An 18,054-nucleotide genomic window follows, 5' to 3' on the forward strand; every position below is an offset into this window, starting at 1 on the left:
ATTTCCATCTATTTTAAAACATTACCAAATCCGTTTTCAGATTTTTGCCCACTACTTTGTCAATCTTTCGTTACAGTGCTGTATCGTTTTCAGATAGGTTTTTTACTTTTTAGAGCCTGTATAACCTCTTTTAACTTTTCGTTGCTGTTGATGGTTTTTAAACCCTCTTCATACCCTATCATATAAATTTCTTCGGCGGCATCGGTATCAAAAATACCATAACCACCCAAGCCACGCGGCTCGATAACTATATTGCACAACATTTTATGCGCATTGAGGCCCGAATTAATCGTTATCATGGCCGCCCTGTCAACCAGGTTCACAAATGATTTAATTGTTGAAACAACAGGTAAATGGTTACAGCATGAACCTATGATCAGGTCACAATTACCCACCAATGGTTCAACCGGAAAATTATTGAGTATGCCGCCATCAACAAACATATGATCGTTAATGATGATGGGCCTAAAAATGCCCGGCAAACAGCATGACGCCAAAATCGCTATATCCAACTCGCCCTCGGTAAAATAAACCAGCTTTGCTTCTCCAATGTCAACGGCCGGAATGGTAACACGTGTTTTGAGGCTTTGAAAGGAATTATGCGGAATATATTTATTAATCAATACCCTGGTATGTGTTATTGAGATCAAACCGTTGCTGCCAAACGCCGGGCGCAGCAATTTAAGCAGGCTGTTGTCTTTGATGATGCGTAAAATTTCTTTTGGGGTATATCCTTCTGCAAAAAAAGCCGCAGCTATTGCGCCTGCACTTGTGCCCGAGATATGCGAGAATTTGATACCATAATCGGTTAGGGCCTGCATCACCCCCAAATGAGCCACCCCTCTTACCCCCCCGCCAGACAACACTAATCCTATCTTTCTTGAGCCGTTTTGATCAATATTTGTATTCATTTTATATAGGTTATCACCAGTCCGTTACCCGGGAAAATCATCGGACCGTTGAGGTCAAGATATTACTTTTTTAATTTAAATAATGTTAATTTTTTTAATGATCAACTTTATTAATCTTATTCGCCGGACGACAGATGGCATAATTTCTATACATCAACTGTACCAAATGGTGCCGCCCTTGTTTTTTGTTATAAGAATACAATCAATATATCATATACGTATTTATCTCACCGAAGAAAATATCATATCTTTTAAAGATTTAACGGAAAATTAATTTTACTACAGGTTCTTTGGTACAGTTTTTCGGGGCTATTACCCGATGACGAAAAACCTTCTCCTTTTCCTGTGCCTGTTTATTATAAAAACCTCTTTAGTGTGCGCACAATCACCGACGCTCAATGGCGTATACATTGGTGCAGAGTTATACAACACGCCTTTTAACGGCATGCAGATCAACAATATCGTGATCAGTTTCCGGAGCGATGGCACTTTCAATAACGCATTGAGCCAGGCGGACTGGAAAACGAAATCCAGCGGTTCTTACACAGTTAAGAACAACCTTGTACAACTCACATTTAAAAACGGCGACGAAAGCAAAAAATATAAACTGGCAGCTAATGGACACCTTGAAAGTACAGCAGGGATAAAACACACCTTGTATAAGGTTAAAAAAGTAACTGTTATCCCTGCCGGGCTGTATGAAAAAAGAAGCGCTTCCACCAGTGGGGGAATAGGTACGGGAATGCCGGCGGTGGGCGCTTTTTCTTCTGATTTAATTTATTTTGATGGTAAAGGAAATTTTTCAACAGAACGGTCGAGCGTTGTTGGTGTAACGGGTGATGCAGTGGGCGGTACTATAGGTGGTAAATTTGAAAAAAACGGTAAAACCAGTGGAACTTATAAATTGGGCGATGGAGAAATAACTTTAACATTTGGTAATGGCACTGTTGCCAAACAAAGCTTCTTTTACAGTCCGCCAAATGAAGAAGACCTGATTTTGTTGAATGGTGAATTCTATTTCAGAAACGAGGATGACAAAGAAAAGCCTGCAATTAAACAAGGAACAACCGTTAGTTCAAAGACAAATACAAGTAAACCTGCAACAACCGGCCTGCCTGCGCCAGCCAATCTGCTTACCCAACTCAGGGCACACTATGGTGGCGAAAACATAGACAAGTTAACAACTGTTAGGGAAACGGCCACAGTAACAGGTAACATGCAAATTATCGCTTTAACCGATATCCTTAATAACAGGATCCGTGCAGAAGTAAGGCAGAACGGGAAGTTACTACTGGTAAAACAGTTGGACGGAAACGAAGGCTGGCAATGGATGAACGGCACAAAAAAGCCTTTAACGCAGGATGAAAAAGACGAACTAACCTTAAGCCTGTACCAGGGGATCCTGGGCTTGCATAAAAAACTAACCAGCTCTTTCCTTACAGGCACAGTATCCGCATCGGGCGATGATTATATCGTCACTTTTTACAGAAGTAAGAATAAACTGTTGTACCTGATTGGTAGTGATTATAGCCTGAAAGGAAATGCTTACTCCATCAATTCAGCGCCTGCTAATATTTCTATCTACAAAGATTTCACAAAAGCCAATGGCATCACCTATCCTGCTACCACCGAATCATCCGACGGAAAAAACAAACTGGTGTCAAACACGACCTCTATCGAGTTTAATCCTGTTTTAACCGAAGATAGTTGGAAAATGCCGGGAAGCTAAGTGTATACTTAGCTGTTGCGGTTCCATTTAAGCCTCTGGATACGCTTCCAGTCGGTGAGTAATAATCCAGCTAAAAAATCAAGTATGGCAATCATATATCTGACAATTGATAACTAAAGATAGCGATTAAATCATAACTAAAAGACTTTCAGGCGATAAATTACCTCTACTTTTTCAAAAACGACATAGCCGCCGCACTTCCCGCCCCTACTGTTAGCCCGGCTGCCACATCGGTTGGATAATGAACACCGAGATACATTCTTGAATAGCTGGTGGCGCCCGCCCAAAAGAAAGATGGCGCTATCACATACCATTTAGGATAAGCCGCCGATAAAGCCGTAGCCGTAGCGAAGCTTGATGAAGTATGCCCCGAGGGGAACGAGGTACCGCCCGCTCGGTAAACCGGCGTGATATTGATATTTTGAATAAATGGCCGCGGCCTTTTCACCAGATGCTTGATCAGCAGCATAAAACCATATGATATGGCCGTGCTGCTGGCTACATAACCTGCGTTTTGGCGCATTTCTTTATTATTGCTTGCAATACCTCCTACCAGTAAGCCCGCCGGGATCCCGATATCGCCGTACAAAACATTCTTGCTCAGGAATATGAAAAAACCTGTTTGGCCGGGTGTGCGTTGATTTTGCAGATCGATCATGACACGGTCGTCCCAGCGCTGAACAGCGGGGGGAATAAATGCAAGACTATTCACGGTAACTTTCGCCGAATCGGCCTGGGCAAAAGCTTCGCCCGCAAAACAAATCAACAATCCCTGCAAATGAATTAAAACTACCAGGAATTTAAGCGGGGAGATCTTTTTCATAGGCGGTTTAGCAGCAATATCCACACTGCTAATTTAACTATAAATGCCTATAACATGGATATTGTTTGTTCGCCGAAACAGTAGAACCACAAAGAATGGATGACCAGAAGAATAAGACTTACGAAACTTTTGAAACTTCGTAAGTCTGGGTTCTTCAACTAAGGGTAGATACAAAGCAAAGATGTGTCCTATTATACACTTAACCCTCATCTATCCCAACTTCTCAATAATCTCGGCGGTAGTACCCACCTGCCCTATTCTCGGGAAAATGTATTTAAAGCTGTGGGCATGCGCTTCGGGAAACATATCGGTCATGGCGTCACTGGCAAAGGCTATATTGTAGGCATGCTCGTTGGCCGAGCGGGCAGTAGCTTCAACACCTATGCTGGTGGCTACGCCGGCCAGTACAATTTGCGTGACGCCCCTTTTTTGCAATTCTTCGTGCAGACCTGTATTATAAAAAGCGCCCCAGGTTTTTTTGGTGATAAAAATATCTGTTGGCCCGGTCTCAATTTCAGGCGCAATTTCGTTCCAATCGGCGGGGAGTTCGGTCATGCTGTTTCTATTGTTGTCGCGCCTGGTTTTAAAAGCCACACCGGTTGGTTCTACATGAACAACGACAATAGGCTTACCGGCCTTGCGAAAGGCTTCAACCAATTGAGCCGACTTTTCCAAAATGCCGGCCATTGGGTGGGCACATGTAAGCTGTACAATGTATTTCTGCAAATCTATCAGCACCAGTGCTGTATTTTGATCTAATGTAGTTATCATGGTAGTTGATTGTTTAATGTTAAGAAATTGCTTCGGCGGGCTGCTGCATGGCTTCCATAGTTTTCTTTTTAAGCCTGCTGCGCCTTAAAAAAGCAAAATGTAAACCCCCTAAAAGCAGTGCTATCATACCTTCGGCCATAACGGTATCGGGCACGCCTATCTTTTGTGAAACTGCGCCAATAAGCAGTCCACCAAGCGGCTGCATCCCAAAAAAAGACATAGCATAATAACTGATTACCCGGCCTCGCATTTCGGGAGTCGCAGTAGTTTGGATAATGGTATTGCCAATGGTAACCTGCGACATCATACCGAAACCGATAATAGCTGAGAAAAATAGCGCCACGGGATAGTTGCGCATATGTGAGAATGCTATCAGCCCCACCGCAAATATTACTGTATTAACTGCAAGGATCTTTTTAAGATCGGTACTGGCACTTAATGAGGCCAGGAAAATGCCGCCGCTAAAAGCGCCAAGCCCTATTACACTATCTATCACCCCAAATGTTGACGCCGTTCCTTTAAATATATCCTTAGCATAAACCGGTATCAGCGTACTGAATGGTAGTACAAACAGGCTTATCGACGCAAGCATCAGTAGCATAAACATAATAGTGGGTGTATTCCGGATATATTCGAAGCCGTCCTTCAGATCGGCAAATACGTTTTTACCGTGGGGCTTGGGCATAAATTCGGGCAAACGCATCATCAGCAATGAGCCAATTACCGCAATAAAGCTCAGAGCATTGGCCCCAAAACAAACCGAATCGCCAAATTTTTCAATAATCAGGCCCGCTATCCCCGGCCCTATTAACCGCGACAGGTTCACCATGGAAGAGTTAAGGGCAAGCGCATTAGGCAGGTCGGATTTATCATCAACCATTTCATATACCAACGATTGTCTTGCCGGAACATCAAATGCGTTAATCAGTCCTAAAACAGCAGTCAAAGCCATGATAGCCCAAACCGAATAATACCCAAAAAACACCAGCACGGTGAGCAAAATGGCTTGTACCATGGAAGCCAGTTGCGTAAACAACAATACTTTAAAGCGGTTATACCTGTCAGAAACCACACCGCCCAAAAACGAAAAAAGAAACGAGGGGAACAAACTTGCAAACAAGGTTAGCCCCAACATAAACTTGGAGTGCGTTTGCGAATAGATCACCCAGCTTACAGCGGTTTTCTGCATCCAGGTGCCCAGTAACGAAACTGACTGCCCGGCAAAATACAGGCGATAGTTGCGGCTTTTAAAAGCGTTGAATGTACTTATCTTACTCATCTATCTCTTTCTGTCAGTTTTTATTAATTAATCAAAGTCGACAAGTTTGGCCAGGGGTGCAAGGGCTTTCTTTAAAACTGCCTGCTCTTCGGCAGTACAGGTAGTTTCGAGCGCACGGTTAAGCCATTCATCCTTTTCACTCCTGGATTTGTAGATGAGGCTGATCCCAGCTTCCGATAGTGAAATAATCACCTTACGCTTGTCCAGCTCGGAAATGCGCCTTTTGATCAACCCAAGGTTAAGCAGGTTACTCAGGATCTGAGACATGGATTGCGTGGTGATCTTCTCCATAGCTGCCAACTCATTGGGCAGGATCTCTTCATGCTGAAAGATCAGCGCCATGGTCGACCGCTCGGTAAGCGAAAGCTTTTCAGCAGTAGCCGAAGTCTTCCTAATCTTTTTACTAAGCCTCCCTATGATAAACCTCAATTCGGAAGCCAGTTGAATCTCTTTTTCGTCGCTCATACAATTAATCAGTTAAACTTGTAAGTTTACCTTACAAATATAGGGATTGTTTTATCAGCACAATGTCAAACCTGACCGTTGATTTTTTTTATTTCGCTGATTGTGTTGATTTTGATTAGCGTACTTAACATAATTAGGTTCGGAGACCGCTTTGATCATCAAAAAAATCAGCGCAATCAACGTAATCGTCCTTAATCAACGGTTCGTTTTCGTAATTTTACCCCGTGCCTGCTCCTGAAAAGAAAACACCTGTAAGAAAGAAAGCTCCTGCCCGTAAAAAGCCGGTAGTTAAAGCAAAACAGCAGGCCAATTTCTCCACACAGTGGATGGTGGCTATAGGCGCTTTGCTGCTTATCTTGCTTTCGCCTTTTTATTATGGCTATATTTTAAAATTTGGCAGCGCCACCTGGCGATGGATCATGGATGCAGGTGAGGATACCCATTATCGTAAGTACAAGGATTTTGCCATCCATATCCCCGATGGCTATACCGTATATGGCATTGATGTGTCCTCATACCAGGGCCGTATAAACTGGAAACAGGTAAAAGCCATGCGCGAAGGCAATGTCCACATCAGCTTTGCATTTATCAAAGCTACCGAAGGTGTGTTAAGCGTTGACCCATATTTTCAGCGCAACTGGCGCGAAGCGCCAAAGGCAGGCATCATGTGCGGCGCTTATCATTTTTTTCTTCCGCAAAAAAGTGGTGTATGGCAAGCTAAGTTTTTCCTTCAAACGGTAAAAACCGAAAAAGGCGACCTACCCATGGTGGTGGATATAGAAAGGTTGTATCGTACCAGTCCTGAAAAGATGCGAGAGCAACTGGAGAGTTTTATCAAAACCATTGAAAACCGTACAGGGATTAAGCCCATCATCTATACTAACCTAAAATTTTATCAGGATTACCTGGAAGGTTATTTTGATGGTTATACCCTGTGGATTGCACATTACTACCAGCCCAAGTTGCTTGTATCCAACAAAACCAACTGGAAGTTTTGGCAACACTCGGATAAGGCCCATGTTAACGGCATTAACCATGTTGTGGATTTTAATGTGTTTAAGGGCGATAGTACGGAGTTTGAGAAATTGCTGGTGCCGTAGGATTGTATCTAACATCACTGCAAAGAACGAAGCAATCCCCGACTCTACAGGGAGACTTGCATAGCCGCTCTACTTCATGGGGATTGCTTCGTTCCTCGCAATGGCGTGGTGGAAACATCCCTCACATTACTGTTGCTTTTTATAATACAACAAATACGATCCTCCCAAAATCGCCAGAAACACCAACGGCATCACACGGTTTGCTACCGGATCGCCGGATGCGGTATGTGCTATAAACGCAGAAACAAATACAAAAGTAAATCCCGCATAAGTCCATTCTTTTAACCTTGCAGATACGGGTACCAATAGTAGTATTGCACCGATAAGCTTTGCTATTGCCAGTTCAACCCTAAAATAATCAGGGAAGCCTAAATGATGAAAGGCTGCAGCCATTTCGGGTTTAGCTAAGTATGAATAGCATGAAAAAGCCATCATCAATGCTACAATAGCGGTTAGTATCCAGTAAAAAATTTTAGTTGCTTTCATTTAATGAATTATTTGTCGCAAACTTAACTACCTTTGCTATTAAAAAGATACTACTATCCTAAAGGATACCGGTATCGTTAAGGATAGCAAGTATGAATAACGAACAAATCATTCACAATAAAGAGACCTGCAAAGCTTCTGTAACCGCAGTACGCGATACGCTTTATGTAGTAAACGGCAAATGGAAGCTGCCGATGCTGGTAAGCCTGATGACCGGCCCTAAACGGTTTAAGGAACTTCAGCGCGACCTGGAAAGCATCACGCCTAAAATACTTTCGAAAGAGTTAAGGGAGCTTGAACTAAATGGCTTTGTTAAACGGACGGTTTATGATACCACACCGGTAACTGTAATTTATGAACGTACCGAATATGCTGATACGCTTGGCAAGGTTGTTTCGGAATTGCGCGAATGGGGCATGAACCATCGTGAACATATTAAACAAATGAGTCGGGCTGAAGCCGATGCCAAAAAAACAATGGCAGTTTCATTATAATGTAGTAAATAGCTCTTCAGAATTTAGAAGCACAAAGCGCCTTTGCCTGGTAAGCAAAAGCGCTTTTATAAACAATAACATTACGCTTTTTTCTTCTCGGGGCGATGAGCGCTATCCCGGCTTGATGTTTGATCGGATCGCTGTCCGCCCGCATTACTGATGCCTTTTTGCTTCTGGGCATCATTGTGGTTAGCAAAGGCACGATCGGCAGTTGGTTTGCCCTGTGCATCGGTGTTATTCTTAAAATGCTGTTGACCTTTCATAGTAGCTATATTTAAATTCAACAATGTTTATATAGTTACTACAAGCAAACAGTAATTGGGTTTTATAAAATTAGCCCCCACTATCCATTACCAGTAGTTGCATTATTAAGAAGTTCCATAGCTCCCTCTGCACCAAGGCGTTCCATCAAATTAAATTCTTTAGATTCGAGGCGGTTGTAGTTTATAAAAAAAGCCTCTATCTGGTCGGTAAGGCTGTGCGGAAGTTGAGCGGCATCATGCAAACCGGTAAAAATTTTTGATACTGCCGGCACTGCCAGCAACCTGTCGTTCCGGTAGCGTTTGCCATCCGGACCGGCTTGTTCTACCTTAAAAGCTCCTATCAGCCGGCAATCTATCACACAGCCCGGAAAAGTACTGATCTCCGATATGATCAGCACATCCAGCGGATCGCCGTCGCCCCCAACTGTATCGGGGATAAAACCAAAATCAAAAGGAAAAACCATACCGGCCGGCAGTAGTTTTTTAAGCCTGAACTGATTGGTGATGGCATCATAATCATACTTATGGCCGCAGCCTTTAGGCGTTTCAACAATCACCGTGATCTTATTTTCTAAATTATCCATGCGTACATGTTTTATAAACCTGGTATTTTAACCCCGGAAGCTTTCAAGTCCTGCAAAATATTTTCCTGTACGGCCAGTTTGGTATCCTGGAAACCATGGGCATGAACCCAAACATTAACTCCTACACGATAACCATCAGGATCTAAACCGGCAATACCTATCCTCCTGTCCGGAGTTTCCAATATATTTTTTGATTTATCGATAGAAGAGTTAATAACCGACTTCACCTCATTAAAATCAATATTATTGGTAAACTTCAGCTCGATATCAAGCCTGCGGGTGCCTTCCCTGCTGATGTTAATAATCACTTCATTTGAGAGCTTACTGTTAGGCATAATAACTATCCGGTTATCAAAGGTTTTAACAATGGTATAAAAGATCTGGATAGCGATAACCGTTCCTTCAAGGCCTTGAGCTATGATATTATCGCCCACAACAAAGGGCTTGAGCAGCAGTATCAGCACACCGCTTGCAAAATTTTGTAATGTACCCGAAAGGGCTAAACCAGCGGCTACACCAAAAGCACCCACGAGTGCAGTGAACAAAGTGATGGGCACACCCATGATCTGCACAACTCCTAAAATGAGCAACACACGCAATACCACCCCTACAAGACTTTGCAAAAACGGCTTTATGGTTGGGTCTATTTCCTTTTTTTGCATATGGGCCTGCCACCATTTCAGCAGCAGGTTAATGAGCCAAAGGCCGATGAATAAAACCACCAGCCCAATCAAAAAACTGGGTGCATAACGGATCACCCAAATGTATACCTGTTCATAAAACTTTTCAATCTTCATAAAACAAATCGTTTAGCTTCCGCATAAAACCACCTATGCTTAACGCATATTTGGGGGAAGGGTTTGTTTTAATGGCGTCAGCATTTCTTTCATCAATTAAAAAACTATAAAACAACAGCTTAACATCTGCGATAAACAACAGCACAAGCCTATTAATTAAGTAGATTATTGATTATTTTTGTGTATGCAAACACTCGAGATAATTGTTCCTGATAATAACACACGTTTGGTTAAGGATATCCTGAAAGAATTGGGTGTAACTATTAAAGTAAAAAAAGAGAACAAAACACCTAATGCCGAAACTATTGCCGCTATGGACGAGTTAAAAGCAGGCAAAGGCAAAAAATTCAAAAGGGTAGACGAACTGTTCAAAAGTATCTAATTTGATCATGTTCGAGATCGTCACCTCAACCAAATCCTCAAAGATTTAAAATTACTTAAAAAGCGTTCGCTTAACGATTTTCAGCTGTTGCAGAACGTAATTACCATACTCGCCAACAAAGGTCATATGGGCCTCGACAAAAAACATAAAGCCCATAAGTTAAGTGGTAGCTACAAAGGCTATTGGGAATGCCATGTAAAGCCCGACCTACTACTGATCTGGGATGAGAATGAACAGATCAATCTTTTAGAATTAGTACGAACCGGAACCCATTCAGATCTGTTTTAACAACCATTTAACACTTCAACCTTCCAAGTGTTAACAAATGTTAAAAGTGTTAAATTTCAATACGTTACCATTTTTAAGCCCTAATTTGGTATTAACTATTTGAAAAAACTTTTACACTTTATCATGAGCTACAACAAGATCAATAACCTTTTGGGCTGGCTTTGTTTTACCCTTGCATCCTTAACTTACATCCTTACTTTAGAACCCTCTGTAAGTTTTTGGGACTGTGGCGAATTCATTTCCTGTGCCTATAAACTCCAGGTATCGCACCAACCGGGCTACCCTCTTTTTGCCATGATAGGTAAGGCATTCTCGCTGCTTTCGATGGGCGACAGGACAAAAGTTGCCTACTTTACCAACCTGGGTTCGGCATTGGCCAGCGGGGCTACCATTATGTTTCTATTCTGGAGCATAACCGCTCTTGCCAAAAAACTGCTTGCTATAAAAAATACTACTGTTAATACAACCCAAACCTTACAAATAATGGGTGCCGGGCTAACCGGCGCCCTTGCATTTACCTTTACCGACACCTTTTGGTTTTCGGCAGTTGAAACCATTGTTTTTGCATGGTCGTCATTATGTACTGCAGTAGTATTTTGGGCTATTTTAAAATGGGATGCCGTTGCCGATGAACCGCGAGCCGACAGGTGGCTTGTTTTTATAGCTTATGTAATCGGCCTTTCTATCGGCATTCACCTGCTTAATTTACTAACCATACCAGCTTTGGTAATGGTTTATTATTTCCGCAGGCATAAAAACATTAATGTTAAAAGCGGACTTTGGGCATTCGCTATAAGCATCCTGATCCTGGCCTTTGTTCAGTTTGGCATCAGGGGGTATACCATAGGCCTCGCCGCCCGGTTCGATCTGTTTTTTGTAAACAGTCTTGGACTTGGTTTTGGCAGCGGCGTATTGTTCTTTTTCTTGCTGATCATCGGCTTGCTTATCGCCGGGATTCGGTACAGCATCCGTAAGCAGAAACATCTTTTAAATATAAGCCTGCTTTGCATTGTGTTTGTTTATTTTGGTTACAGTTCCTTTGTTTATATCCCTATCAGGGCATCGGCAGGAACTAACCTTAACAACTCACACCCCAGCGATGCCTTTACGATGTATGAATATCTTAACCGTACCCAATATGGTGAAACGCCCTTGCTTAAGGGCCCTTACTTCGATGCCAAAATAACGGATGTTACCGATGGTACACCGCTTTATCGTAAAGGAAACAGCAAATACGAGGTAGCCTATAATAAGCCTAATTATGTTTATGACCACACCAGCATTCTGCCCCGCATGTGGTCGACAGAGGAGAATACTACCTACGCCCAGGACGTGCAGTTTTACCGCGACTGGCTACAGTTGAGCGATAACGCTATGCCTACCTTTTCGGATAATTTAAGATGGATGTTCAGCTGGCAAATGTACCAGATGTATTGGCGCTACTTTATGTGGAACTTTGTTGGCCGTTATAATGACGATGATATGGAAGGCCAAACCAATATGAATGGGATTGGCGGCAACTGGACATCAGGTTTGTTCAACAATACTTCCAATACGCCAAAGTTTGTATTGAATGATGTTACCTACACGCCCCTTTATGCGCTGCCTTTAGTGGTTGGTTTGTTAGGTATGCTTTATCATTTCAAAAAAAGGAAAAAAGATGCCCTGATAATAACCCTGTTATTCTTTTTCACCGGGTTGGCGATAGTGCTGTATGTTAACCAGCCATCGGTACAGCCCCGCGAGCGCGATTACTCGTACGTTGGTTCATTTTATGCCTTTGCCATTTGGATTGGTTTAGGATTGATAGCGCTGATTGACATGGTGCCTAAAAAGATCAGTCCGCGGTTTGCCACCATTGGGGCTATGGTTATTTGTACTATTGTTGGCCCTGTTTTGCTGGCAAGTAAAGAATGGAAAAACCACGACCGCTCAACCAAAATGGCGGCGCATGATATGGCTTACAATTACCTCATGTCCTGCCCTAAAAATGCTATTTTATTTGACCTGGGCGATAATGATACTTACTCACTGTGGTATGATCAGGAGGTGGAAAACATCAGGCCGGATGTACGTATTGTAAATCTGAGCCTGCTGAGTGCCGACTGGTCGGTAAGGCAAATGCAGCGCAAAATAAACCAGGCCGACGCGCTGCCCATTACCATGAGCTTTGATAAATACAAGCTGGGTACCCGTGATGTGATCAGGTATAATGATGCCAAAATACCGGGCTATGTTGATGTAAAAGATATATTTGACTTTATCACCTCGGATGATAAACGTACGCACGTTGAATATACCAATGGCACCACCGAAAATTATTTGCCTACCAAAAACTTCAAGCTGGCGGTGAATGCTGATGATGTAATGAAAAATAAGGTGATCACGCCCGAGCAAAAAGGCTTACTTACGGATACGATGAAATGGAAATTCCCTCCTAATTATATAACCAAAGAAAACCTTGCCATGATAGATATACTTGCCCATAACGACTGGAAACGGCCAATTTGTTTCACTACATCTATTGGGCAAACAAGCATGGTTGGCTTACAGCCATATTTGTACCAGGAAGGTTTTACCTATCGCCTGTTGCCTTTCAAAACTGATTCATCGTTAAGGGATCAGCTTTCAAAGATCAACAGCCTGGTGATGTACAGCAACATGATGGATAAGTTTAAGTTCGGCAATTTCAAAACAGCCAAATACCTTGATCAGCAATCAACAACCATGTTTTTTCCGCAAATGGTGTCTGCTTTTTCTGATCTGTCGGCGACATTACTGAAAGAGGGCCATCGTAACCTGGCACTTAATACCCTACACAAATATGAAGAGGTAATGCCTGACATCAACCCTAACTTTATGACGGCACAAGGTAAAATAACAATGGCCGATACCTCGTATAAGCTGGACTATGCCAAACTGGGCAATAAACTCATCAAAAGCGTTAACAACTACCTTACCGATAAGCTTGATTATAACTACCATCAGTTGCAAAAGGATACAGGCAGGTTAAGTCCGCGCGATGTACAGATCAGCATGTCGCTGTTGAACAACATGGTTGCCATCACCCATAACGGCAATCAAAAAGAACTAAGCGGGCAATTAGTTGCCCAGCTTAATGATTATGCCGAAAAGTTTAAAAGTATTCTCCAGCTCTAAACAACCAACATATATATGCTATGGGGCAGGCTATTTGATTTAGCCTGCCCTTTTTTTATACTTTAATAATTCACGTATTTTTCTTCAAAAGAACCATCGGCATACAGATCAATCAGGCCATAGCCGGGAGCTGTTTCCCGGCGGTTCCCCTCCCACCAAGCACCGGAAACGGCGCCGTTACACAGGTAAGTAACATTGTTATAAACCACCTTATCGCGCATGTGCAGGTGACCGCTCACACATAACTTTACGTTAGGGTGCTGGTAAAACAGGTTAATGATCTTAGCCGTATCGGTATGCATATCGCCGCCAAGCATTGTCCACTTGTTTACAATATCATCCTCTATCATAAGCAAAGCGGTCAATATCGGTATGTGCGACATGACCATTACCGGCATATCGGCATCTGTAGCTTTCAGCTCATCGCTAAGCCAGTTGAGCTGCTCATCGCCCAACTTGCCTATATACCAGGTATTATCAATATCTAAGTGCACACTGTCCAGCACAATGATCTTCCAGCCGTTTTTTTCCATGCTGTAATAAGGCCTTACAAGCTGTAGTTTATCCAGCGCGTATTTTTTTCCGTAGATGGCCTGGCCCTTGTCGTCCTCGTACCACCAGATATCGTGGTTGCCCAAACAATAATGAACGGGCAAACCGCATTCATTTTTCATAATGTTTTGCACCAGTTTCCATTGATCATTGATGGTGCCGATGTTTTCCTTGTTCATATCAAAAACAATATCGCCGCCATTTAATACCATATCAACCTTTGGCGTTTGCTGCTGCAGGTGGTGGAGGCACCTGGTAAACCTGGCAGGGGCATCAAACTTATCCTTCAGGTGCACATCGGTAATGTGGGCTATTCGCAATGATGGCTTTGCAGCCGGTGTTGTATTGCCAAGTGCTAATGAAGGTGCCAGAAGCAGGCCACCTATATTTTTTAATGCTGATCTTCTTTCCATAATATAAAAGCTGCCTCCCGGGTTCAGGCAATTTTGGGGTTAAAAATACATTTATAATATTGGTAGGCCGCGGGAATTTCTGTTAAACTTTTATTAAGAAAATAATGACCGAAACATCTGTATAAAACAAAAAGCCTTCCGCGTTAGCAGAAGACTTAATAGATTTGTGTAGGGAAGGTTAAAATATTATTTCGAGCCGCTTAGCTATTAATTATTGAAGATATGGCCTGCCTGCGATATACTCATTTACAGCCCCGGCAATGTATTTATTATCGTAACCCGTTTCTTTGTTTTGTAAAACGGATTTATAATAAAGCAGCAGAAAATCGTACACACCCAGTTCGCGAACCTGCTGTCTGGTTTTAAACAAGCGGTTCATACTCATTTGAATAAGGCTGATCACAAGCAGGTTCAAATCCTGCGGTACCGTTCCGGATGAAATAAGCTCGGCGAGCAATAAAGCTGCCGGTCTGTTGTTTAAACTCCGGTACCTGAGCAGGTCGTTGCCTGCAACCGCGGCACCTTCGGCAAAAAGGCCCTCAATCTTGTTGCGGTAATGCCTGTATTTAAAAGTCAGTTGCTTTGAAAGCAGGTTATCATAATTAACGTCCGGATATGATGAGGCTACAAGCAGCTCCATAAGCTCGTTTTTTTGTTCGATCTGAAAATCAAAATCATTCAACAGCCTGTCAATTGATAACAGTCCCCAGAGCCACCTCAGCTCTTCAAAGTTTTCGGTCACATCCGCTCTTGATATGAGGCTGGCTATGGCAAGGCTATCGTTAAAAAACAACTGTTCAACAAGTTCAATCGACGCCTCCCCATAGCGTTCCAGTTCGCGCTCGTAGGTATCAAACTGCACCTTCCAGATCTGCTTTGATTTAATTAAGGCCGAAAAGCAATTGTTAATATTTTGAATGACCCTGCCCAATGCAAATACAGAAGCCAGATGGACCCTGAAACGAATATGAGGTTCAGGATCAGCATAACGTACATAAAACCACTGATCAATCAAGTCTTCATGGTAAAGCTTTTTGCTTAGCTGTATCAGCTCATTGCCTATCACATGTTCGGCAGTTTCAATACCGCAATACAGTTTTACATACAACCATTCATCCCCCGGGAAAAACTGGCGTTTAGCTGCATTTGTACTAAGCGGCCCCATACCGGTATACTTGCCGGCTATCTTTTCGCCCCGTTTTAAAACAGCCACAAACTGGTTACCGATAAGCTTTTCATCCTTCTTTTTAAGCATGATATTATCGCGTTCGCCAATGTATTCCTTTAAAATAATTTCATTCTTTTTCTTGCATGACGAAAGCCATGCAGCAACCTCAAGCCTGCTGTTGATATGTACAACCAATTCACTATCAATATCTGTAAAAACGAAAGCCTCAGGCAGATCCCAGTATCTAACAAACTTCGCCCACGCTTCGTTGTAATCAACAGCCAGTTCTTTTAACAGCTGCTGTAAATCAGCATTGGTGATGTACCAGGTTTTTAAGGCTAATATTACGCCCTCATAAACTACCCTTGGCGTTTTGGTTACCCCAAGTTTAGGTAATATATCAAGATTAAACCCAAGCTCGTATTTTGAATCCTGGCATTGCAGATCGGCCAGGAACCGGTACACGGGTAACGCTGTCATTCCGTAATTATATGCTGTATTTAAGCGGGGGATAATCCGTTTGCCTAATTTGGCCGAACGCAGCACAACATTATTTCCTTTAACAGATACAAGCAGATCTGTTATATTAACTTCCTGGTCACCAGTGCTTACCGGCGTTTGAAACTGGTAATCCCGATATGGTGCGGAGGTAAAGCTCCCTAGGTAGTCATCAGGCGTGTGTACGATTTCGGCAACTATAGCCGGCTCATAAATACGGGCTTCCGTTTCGGCTATTTCATCAAGGACCTGGCCAAAATTTCGCTCGGCATTGGCCAAACGGCCAAACATAGCAGTGCCGGCTGGCCATCCACAATGTTCAAGGTACAGCAAGGGCTCATCATGGCCCGAAATTCGGAACATTACCGAAAAACTTGGGGGCAACTCGCCGTCGTAAGCTTTAACGTTTTCAAACTGTGACTTTTGCAAATGGATAATTTCCTGCCCGGGATTGTTAACAATTTGCCCGATAAGCCACTTCACGGCACTGGTATATTGCAGATTTTCACCATCAGTTGCAGAGCCGGAGGATTCTGTATAACAGTTTATGGCATAGCCGATACCTTTTTCAGGATCAAGCACTTCTGTTAGCAAAATCTCCCGCTCATGATACCGGTCGCGGAAGCGTTTTATAAACGTTTCCAGGTTTTTACTTTGATGCCTGGGTGTGATCCGGTTAAGCAGATCAATGGCATCGAGCAATTTATCAGCATAAGCTTTATTAAGCGTAGCTGAATCTGCCTGCCTAAAATAATCAACCTGCAGCAATGTCCCCTGTGAGGCATCACCTGGCAAATCTTTCAAAATCATAGCAACCTTATTATTTTTTGTAATTACATTATCGGTGCCGGTCAGCACCTGTTTAACGGTTTTCAGTTTTGATAAATAGTTTTGTGCCTGTGCACTTTGGTGTGCCAGCCGGGTAAAAATGCCAATAGCCTGGTCAAGATATTCCCCGCTCTCAATACACGGTTCAAGCTCACTCCACAAAACCTGGTTTTTAATCAATTGGTCCAAAAAAGCTGCGGCACTTTCCGGAGTTTTGCCAAGTGTTTGCGTTATAAATAAGCATATCGAATTGTATGTCCTGGCGTTTTCACAAAACCTGATAACCGCCTGCAGATCATCAGATATCTTTACCGGCGATGCTTTGTATTTACCACAGTTTGCAGTTTGACGGTCAATTTTACGATAGGCCCCGTTTAAGGTATACATTGTTTTATTTACCTTGTAACTTAACGATGTCCGTATGAGGCGATTATTTAAAATCTGGCCGTTCAAATTAACCGCTGCGGCAACATTAAGCCTTACATGCTGGTAAGCATTACCAAGCTGTAAATCGGTCGTATTCCCCCAGGTAACAGGAGCGTAGCATGCAAATAATCCTGATGGATTGGTGCCGGTAGCGCTCCTGTTAATAAATTTGGCCAAGGTTATTTCAAGCTTCTCCATTTTTTTCGCATCTGTAATATCATCTATATGCAAAATCGCTTCATACAGATCTTTAGAGGTAAGCCAAAGCGCCTGCATAAACAATTCATCTTTTGTGAATGCCCTGATGGTTTCTTTATCAATTGTTTCCACGCAATCAAATGCAGGAAACCTGAACATCAGGCCCGATGAGAATTTATATTGTTCGGATAATTTGGCTGTTTTCATTGTAGTTACCTCTGATGGTTCTTATTATAAAACAGACGTACCTAATATGATCTGAGTCCGTCCTTAGAACCCTGTTGAACTTGAGGTTTTTTCTGTTGTAGTACCCGTCATAGTTATATAGAAATCTACAGTGCCACCATTTTTTCCAATGTTATTTGTAAGTGCCCGGTTTAAAATTTGCACTTGTTTAATTTGGATCTTTGGTAAAGATGCTTTGCTATAATTTTTCATAC

The 18,054-nt window shown here is 42.6% G+C and carries 17 protein-coding genes; 6 read left to right on the plus strand and 11 right to left on the minus strand.

Translation table 11 applies throughout. The features are described 5' to 3' along the window. Window positions 1–89 precede the first annotated feature (89 nt). Window positions 90–911 (minus strand): patatin-like phospholipase family protein, encoded by an 822-nt coding sequence (locus ACEN82_RS16660; RefSeq protein WP_495643986.1) that lies wholly within the window; start codon window positions 909–911, stop codon window positions 90–92. A 373-nt stretch (window positions 912–1,284) separates the two neighbouring features. Between ACEN82_RS16660 and ACEN82_RS16665 the strand changes: the two genes are divergently transcribed. After that, on the plus strand, window positions 1,285–2,640 hold the full coding sequence (locus ACEN82_RS16665) for a hypothetical protein (RefSeq protein WP_413322432.1): 1,356 nt from the start codon (window positions 1,285–1,287) through the stop codon (window positions 2,638–2,640). A gap of 166 nt (window positions 2,641–2,806) precedes the next feature. Here ACEN82_RS16665 and ACEN82_RS16670 read toward each other — a convergent pair whose 3' ends face one another. The 4 genes from ACEN82_RS16670 to ACEN82_RS16685 all read right to left on the minus strand — a co-directional run bounded on the left by ACEN82_RS16670 (window position 2,807) and on the right by ACEN82_RS16685 (window position 5,978). After that, a complete protein-coding gene (locus tag ACEN82_RS16670) occupies window positions 2,807–3,463 on the minus strand; it encodes a phosphatase PAP2 family protein (RefSeq protein ID WP_413322431.1) in 657 nt (218 codons plus the stop codon). Between the two features lie 210 nt (window positions 3,464–3,673). Beyond that, entirely contained in the window at window positions 3,674–4,234 is a 561-nt protein-coding gene (locus tag ACEN82_RS16675) for an isochorismatase family protein (protein ID WP_413322430.1), read from the minus strand. 19 nt (window positions 4,235–4,253) lie between these two features. After that, window positions 4,254–5,513 carry an MFS transporter gene (locus ACEN82_RS16680; RefSeq protein WP_413322429.1) on the minus strand — a complete coding sequence of 420 codons (1,260 nt, stop codon included), beginning with the start codon at window positions 5,511–5,513 and terminating at the stop codon, window positions 4,254–4,256. 27 nt (window positions 5,514–5,540) lie between these two features. Next, window positions 5,541–5,978 (minus strand): MarR family winged helix-turn-helix transcriptional regulator, encoded by a 438-nt coding sequence (locus tag ACEN82_RS16685; RefSeq protein WP_413322428.1) that lies wholly within the window; start codon window positions 5,976–5,978, stop codon window positions 5,541–5,543. A 224-nt stretch (window positions 5,979–6,202) separates the two neighbouring features. Here ACEN82_RS16685 and ACEN82_RS16690 point away from each other — a divergent pair, with 224 nt between their 5' ends. After that, a complete protein-coding gene (locus tag ACEN82_RS16690; RefSeq protein WP_413322427.1) occupies window positions 6,203–7,078 on the plus strand; it encodes a glycoside hydrolase family 25 protein in 876 nt (291 codons plus the stop codon). Window positions 7,079–7,204: 126 nt separating this feature from the next. Here ACEN82_RS16690 and ACEN82_RS16695 read toward each other — a convergent pair whose 3' ends face one another. Further along, the gene (locus ACEN82_RS16695) at window positions 7,205–7,564 is read right to left on the minus strand and encodes a DoxX family protein (RefSeq protein WP_413322426.1); all 360 of its coding nucleotides are present in this window, start codon (window positions 7,562–7,564) and stop codon (window positions 7,205–7,207) included. Window positions 7,565–7,656: 92 nt separating this feature from the next. Here ACEN82_RS16695 and ACEN82_RS16700 point away from each other — a divergent pair, with 92 nt between their 5' ends. Beyond that, complete coding sequence (locus tag ACEN82_RS16700) at window positions 7,657–8,058, plus strand: winged helix-turn-helix transcriptional regulator (RefSeq protein ID WP_090523849.1); 402 nt, start codon at window positions 7,657–7,659, stop codon at window positions 8,056–8,058. 80 nt (window positions 8,059–8,138) lie between these two features. Here ACEN82_RS16700 and ACEN82_RS16705 read toward each other — a convergent pair whose 3' ends face one another. From ACEN82_RS16705 to ACEN82_RS16715, 3 genes are all read right to left on the minus strand, one after another. After that, the gene (locus tag ACEN82_RS16705; protein WP_354481372.1) at window positions 8,139–8,321 is read right to left on the minus strand and encodes a hypothetical protein; all 183 of its coding nucleotides are present in this window, start codon (window positions 8,319–8,321) and stop codon (window positions 8,139–8,141) included. A gap of 80 nt (window positions 8,322–8,401) precedes the next feature. Further along, entirely contained in the window at window positions 8,402–8,905 is a 504-nt protein-coding gene (locus ACEN82_RS16710; protein WP_413322425.1) for an inorganic diphosphatase, read from the minus strand. Window positions 8,906–8,916: 11 nt separating this feature from the next. Next, the gene (locus ACEN82_RS16715) at window positions 8,917–9,702 is read right to left on the minus strand and encodes a mechanosensitive ion channel family protein (protein ID WP_090523837.1); all 786 of its coding nucleotides are present in this window, start codon (window positions 9,700–9,702) and stop codon (window positions 8,917–8,919) included. Between the two features lie 184 nt (window positions 9,703–9,886). Between ACEN82_RS16715 and ACEN82_RS16720 the strand changes: the two genes are divergently transcribed. The 3 genes from ACEN82_RS16720 to ACEN82_RS16730 all read left to right on the plus strand — a co-directional run bounded on the left by ACEN82_RS16720 (window position 9,887) and on the right by ACEN82_RS16730 (window position 13,531). Continuing rightward, the gene (locus ACEN82_RS16720) at window positions 9,887–10,084 is read left to right on the plus strand and encodes a hypothetical protein (protein ID WP_413322424.1); all 198 of its coding nucleotides are present in this window, start codon (window positions 9,887–9,889) and stop codon (window positions 10,082–10,084) included. 33 nt (window positions 10,085–10,117) lie between these two features. Further along, window positions 10,118–10,372, plus strand: coding sequence for a type II toxin-antitoxin system YafQ family toxin (locus tag ACEN82_RS16725; protein WP_413322433.1), 255 nt, complete (start codon window positions 10,118–10,120; stop codon window positions 10,370–10,372). Between the two features lie 99 nt (window positions 10,373–10,471). Next, on the plus strand, window positions 10,472–13,531 hold the full coding sequence (locus tag ACEN82_RS16730; protein ID WP_413322423.1) for a glycosyltransferase family 117 protein: 3,060 nt from the start codon (window positions 10,472–10,474) through the stop codon (window positions 13,529–13,531). A gap of 62 nt (window positions 13,532–13,593) precedes the next feature. Here ACEN82_RS16730 and ACEN82_RS16735 read toward each other — a convergent pair whose 3' ends face one another. Together ACEN82_RS16735 and ACEN82_RS16740 are read right to left on the minus strand one after the other, a co-directional pair. Next, window positions 13,594–14,496, minus strand: coding sequence for a metallophosphoesterase family protein (locus tag ACEN82_RS16735; RefSeq protein WP_413322422.1), 903 nt, complete (start codon window positions 14,494–14,496; stop codon window positions 13,594–13,596). 211 nt (window positions 14,497–14,707) lie between these two features. Further along, the gene (locus ACEN82_RS16740) at window positions 14,708–17,821 is read right to left on the minus strand and encodes a lantibiotic dehydratase (RefSeq protein ID WP_413322421.1); all 3,114 of its coding nucleotides are present in this window, start codon (window positions 17,819–17,821) and stop codon (window positions 14,708–14,710) included. Window positions 17,822–18,054 lie beyond the last annotated feature (233 nt).

Source organism: Mucilaginibacter sp. Mucisp73 (genome assembly GCF_059491465.1).